We start from the raw sequence: 3,547 nt of genomic DNA, 5'->3' as shown, positions 1-3,547 counted from the left end.
TTTCGGTGGAGACGATCCACCAGTGCCTGCTGCTCCACGGCCACTACGGCTACACCGACGAATTGCCCTTCGAGCAGCGCATGCGGGATGTGATCGGGCTCGAGATCGGCGACGGCACGGCCGAGGTCATGAAGGTGATCGTCGCCCGCGAGCTGATGGGACGGGAGAGCCTCCCCTACTGATGGGCGGCTTCGCCGACTTCGAGCAGCACGACGCCCTGGGGCTGGCCGCCCTCGTGCGCCAGGGCAAGGTGGGGCCGGCGGCGCTCCTCGAGGCGGCCATCGAGCGCGTGGAGGCGCGCAACGGCCAGGTGAACGCCGTGGTGCTTCGGCTCTACGATCAGGCCCGCCAGGCCATCGCCGAGGGGCTCCCGGACGGGCCCTTCCGCGGCGTTCCCTATCTTCTCAAGGACCTCACGGCCTCGCTGGCGGGCGTGCCCATGACGCGCGGCTCGCGGTTCTTTGCCGATGCGCCCCCACCCGCGGCCGACAGCGAGCATGTCCGCCGGCTCAAGCAGGCGGGACTCGTCATCTTCGGGCGCACCAATACCTGCGAGCTGGGACTGTCCCTCACCTGCGAGCCGCAACTGCACGGCCCCACGCGCAACCCCTGGGACCCGGCGCGCATCTCCGGCGGCTCCAGCGGCGGCGCCGCGGCGGCCGTCGGCGCGCGCATGCTCCCCATGGCGCATGCCACCGACGGCTTCGGCTCGATCCGCGCGCCGGCAGCCTGCTGCGGGATCGTGGGGCTCAAGCCCACGCGCGCGCGGAACACCTTCGCCCCGTATGCCGGCGAGGGGCTGGGCGGCTGCTCCGCCGAGCATGCCGTCACGCTGAGCGTCCGGGACAGCGCGGCGCTGCTGGACGCCACCGCGGGCCCCGGCGCTGGCGATCCCTACGCGGCCTCACCACCGGCGCGCCCCTTCCTGGAGGAAGTCGGCGCCGATCCGGGCCGGCTCCGCATCGCGTGGACCGCGGCCGCCCCCAACGGCGCGCCCGTGGAGGCGGCTTGCCTGCGTGTCCTCCGCGAGACGGCCCACCTCTGCGCGGGGCTCGGCCATCAGGTGGAGGAGGCCGACCCCGAGATCGACGGGCCCGCGGTGGTGCCCACCTTCCTCACCATCCTCGCGGCCAACACGGTGGTCAATCTCGCGAGCCATCCCACGGCCGGCCGCTCGCCGCGGCAGGACGAGGTGGAGCGGGTGACCTGGGCCACGGGCGAGATGGGCAAGCTGATCGGCGCCGCCGACTACGTGCGCGCCACCCAGGCCGCCCACCGCCTGGGCCGCCAGATGGCCGCCTTCCACGCGCGCCATGACGTGCTCCTCACCCCGGGGCTGGCCACGCTGGCGCCGCGACTCGGGTGGCTCGACATGATGCTGGAGGACGTGGAAGAGTACTGGCGGCGCGTCTTTGCCTTCTCCCCCTTCACCGTCTGCTTCAACCTCACCGGCCAGCCGGCGATGGTGCTGCCGCTGGGCCGGGCCGAGGGCCTCCCCGTGGCCGTGCAGCTCGTGGCGGCCTATGGCCGCGAGGCGACGCTGTTCCGCCTCGCGGGGCAGCTGCAGGCCGCCCGCCCCTGGCGCGAGCCCAGGCCCGCCGTCGCCGCCTGAGCTGGGCCGTCACGAGGGCGGGTCCTCCAGCCGAACACCGCGCCCGTCCTTCAGAGCGTTCCGCGCTTCCGCCGCGCGCCGCAGAAACTCCGGATGGTGCTCCAGGCGGTAGTCGAACCAGTCATCCTCGCTTTCGAACCGGATCAGCACCCCAGCCGGCTTGCCATGCCGGGTGATTAGAATCTCCCCGGACTCGGCCAAGCGCAGGAAGCGGGATAGGTCGTCCTTGACTTCAGCCAGCGCCACCCGGCGCATCGGGCGTCCCGTGCTCGGCAAGCCAGCGCGACGCTTCGGCCTTCGTCACGATCGCGAGGACCTCGACAGCTTCCGATGTGACGTCATGGAACACTCGCACCTCCCCGACCCGGAGCCGACGCTGCGGCCTACTCAACCCGCGAGGACGTCGGATCCGGCTCTTGCTCACCCGGGTCGGCTCGTACCGCAAGTGCCGTTCGAGGGCATCCCGGACCTCGGCGCGCCAGTAGGCCGACAGCGTCCTGTAGGCCTTTGCGGCGTCCGGGGCCAAGATGACCTCATGGCGCATCTGGCCAGAACATGGCCATAATTCTCCGCCGCGTCAAACCCGACCGCGCAGGTCCAACGGTGCTGCTCAGCCGCGAGCCGCGCCCGCGCCCCTGTGGCGGCGCGCACCACGAGTTGCGCGGCTCGCCGGCTGCAGCGGCTTCTTCGGCGATCGCGGGCGCCGACCCGTGCGCTTCTGCCCAGCCGCCTTTGCCTTTGCCAAAGCGACCAACAACCGAAGCGTGTGATTTACGGCCGCAGAATCACGGAAGACAGCGGCGACATCAGGATCGAGGAGCACAACATTCGTGCCCTGGCGGTAACGTTCGTAGTACTTGCCACGGACGGCTCCGCTGAAGTCATACTCCGGGAGCAGGTCGTCGTCGGGCTCAGCCTTGCGTCTCTGACTCATAGTGTCTTCTCTCGCGCCGGGCTGCCCGGCGGGCGCTGATGATTCGGATGCGATCCTCACGTTCCGCGTGAGCGACGGTGATCAGGCGCTGACTCCTCGAACGCCCGATCGTGATGAAGCGCGGCTCCTCGCCGGAATGGCTGGGATCGCCAATCGTGCCCGCCAAAGGATCGCCGAACACGGTCGACGCCTCGTCGAAGGACACGCCGTGTTTCGCCAAGTTCCGAGCAGCTTTCGCCGCATCCCACTCGAACTGCACGACGCCATGATACGACTATCCGTCTCTGTGCCTGTCGGCTTCTCGCCTCGAGCCTGCGCGTGTGTCGAGAGTCGCCGAACGCCGCGTATCACCGGCGGCGCGAAGCGCCGACCGCTGGATGCGCCGGTTCGGTGCTCACGCTCTTCACTCCAACCACCCCCAGCCCATCGTGGGCGGCGAGGGCTCAAACCAGTTCACCGGGTATCGCACCATGCGAGGGCCGACACGGCTCCAGACGGCACCAACCAAGGCGAGAATGAGTACGCTCAGGCCGACGGGGTTCCAGAGAGCGAGAAACCCGGCATGTGCATGCACCATGATGAGTGGATTCGCCCCGGCTGGTGGATGCACGGTCTTGGTGACGAGCATGAACGCGAGCGTCAGGGCCACCGCAAGAACGGAGACCCACAGCGCGTCGCCGAACACCCGAGAACAAGAGATCCCGATCAGTGCGCCTCCCAGGTGGCCGCCGAGCAGAGCCCGCGGTTGGGCCGCAGGGGCACGGGTGAGGCCAAAGACGAACACGGCGGAGCCTCCGAGCGAGGCAAGAAGAAACGGCGATGAAGGTGGCTCGACCGCTGCCAGGGCGAGGCCAATCGCCGCCGCCGCCCCGACCGAACACCAGCCCAGGCGTTTCAGAACTGCCCTAACTTCCACGGGCCTTCGCCTCTCCTTCCAGTCATTCGCCATAAGGTTGGGCATTGCCGGATATGCACCGAAGGCCGCGCTCAGCGGCCGGAGG

General features: G+C 69.7%; 6 protein-coding genes. 2 read left to right on the top strand and 4 right to left on the bottom strand.

The genetic code is table 11. From position 1 onward, the window contains the following. Positions 1-182: cyclohexanecarboxyl-CoA dehydrogenase (locus HY703_01860; GenBank protein MBI4543923.1), on the top strand; the 182-nt coding region annotated here is incomplete at its 5' end. After that, positions 182-1,612 (top strand): amidase, encoded by a 1,431-nt coding sequence (locus HY703_01855; protein ID MBI4543922.1) that lies wholly within the window; start codon positions 182-184, stop codon positions 1,610-1,612. The genes HY703_01860 and HY703_01855, both read left to right, overlap by 1 nt. Before the next feature lie 9 nt (positions 1,613-1,621). Here HY703_01855 and HY703_01850 read toward each other — a convergent pair whose 3' ends face one another. From HY703_01850 to HY703_01835, 4 genes are all read right to left on the bottom strand, one after another. Further along, on the bottom strand, positions 1,622-1,867 hold the full coding sequence (locus tag HY703_01850; GenBank protein MBI4543921.1) for a type II toxin-antitoxin system Phd/YefM family antitoxin: 246 nt from the start codon (positions 1,865-1,867) through the stop codon (positions 1,622-1,624). Continuing rightward, positions 1,845-2,156, bottom strand: a complete 312-nt coding sequence (locus tag HY703_01845) for a type II toxin-antitoxin system RelE/ParE family toxin (GenBank protein MBI4543920.1) — start codon at positions 2,154-2,156, stop codon at positions 1,845-1,847. Before HY703_01845 ends, HY703_01850 begins: the two co-directional genes overlap by 23 nt. Positions 2,157-2,523: 367 nt before the next feature. Continuing rightward, positions 2,524-2,805 carry a BrnT family toxin gene (locus tag HY703_01840; GenBank protein MBI4543919.1) on the bottom strand — a complete coding sequence of 94 codons (282 nt, stop codon included), beginning with the start codon at positions 2,803-2,805 and terminating at the stop codon, positions 2,524-2,526. Between the two features lie 144 nt (positions 2,806-2,949). Further along, the gene (locus HY703_01835; GenBank protein ID MBI4543918.1) at positions 2,950-3,495 is read right to left on the bottom strand and encodes an HPP family protein; all 546 of its coding nucleotides are present in this window, start codon (positions 3,493-3,495) and stop codon (positions 2,950-2,952) included. Between the last annotated feature and the right edge of the window lie 52 nt (positions 3,496-3,547).

This window comes from Gemmatimonadota bacterium, from assembly GCA_016209965.1.
GTDB lineage: Bacteria > Gemmatimonadota > Gemmatimonadetes > Longimicrobiales > RSA9 > JACQVE01.
The sequence above is the reverse complement of the archived record's forward strand: the minus strand, read 5'-3'. Positions and strand labels throughout refer to the sequence as shown.